Origin of the sequence: Streptomyces sp. HSW2009 (genome assembly GCF_040240285.1) — a bacterium.
In the GTDB taxonomy this organism is placed as follows: domain Bacteria; phylum Actinomycetota; class Actinomycetes; order Streptomycetales; family Streptomycetaceae; genus Streptomyces.
Genome location: NZ_JBEHZD010001099.1, coordinates 1 through 793, shown reverse-complemented (window position 1 = coordinate 793; position 793 = coordinate 1). Strand labels below are relative to the sequence as shown.

1 pseudogene is annotated in these 793 nt (G+C 82.3%); it reads left to right on the top strand.

Annotated features, from left to right (window positions below):
* Nucleotides 1-549: 549 nt before the first annotated feature.
* Nucleotides 550-793, top strand: a pseudogene (locus AAHZ94_RS34745) (futalosine hydrolase); the annotation flags it as partial.

Sequence of the window (793 nt, the reverse complement as noted above, 5' to 3'; positions counted from 1 at the left end):
GCGCGGGCCCGTTCCGTACGGGAAGTCTCTCGCGGGCCGATCCCCGGCGGGTCGGGGCGCCGCCCCCGCCCCCCCCCCCCCCGCCCGGCCCGGCCCCGCCCGCCCGCCCCCGCCGGGTCGGCCGGCCCCGGCACCACCGGGCGCCCGCGGCGCACGCTCCCCCAGCGGCGTACCACCCCGTACGCTCCTCGGAGGGACGTTCACCGGGCTCCGCCCGGGGGCGCGCCCGCCCCCGCACCCGCCACCGGCCGCACACCCCGCAGGGGCCGTCCGACCGGCCTGGCTGACCTGGTTGGCCCGGCTCCGGGCTCGCCCGGTCAGCCCGTCCCCGCACGACGGCGGCGCCCCGTACGGCACGACATCCCGTACGACGGCGGCGCCGGGCACCACCCGCCACACCCGTACGGCCCGCAAGGCCCGTACGGCCGCACCACCACCCACACTCCGCCGCACCGAGCGCCACGGGACCGCCCGAGGCCGTGGGCCGGCCCGCGTCGCGGGTCTCCCGGTCTCCCCGCGGCGCGGTGCACGACCGAGGGGCGTGAGCTCATGCGCGCGCTGATCGTTACCGCAGTTCCGGCCGAACGTGACGCGGTGGTGCGCGGCATCCGGGACGCCGGCGCCTTCGAGGGCGCCCGGCGTGCCCTGCCCGGCGCGCCCGGCTACGACCGGCACCGGCTGGCCCTGCCCGTCACCGGCACCGCCGACGCGCTGACCCTGGAGGCGCTGGACGTGGACGTGTTGGCGGCCGGGGGGGGGGGCGCCCCGCCCCCCCCCCCCCCCCCCCCCCCCC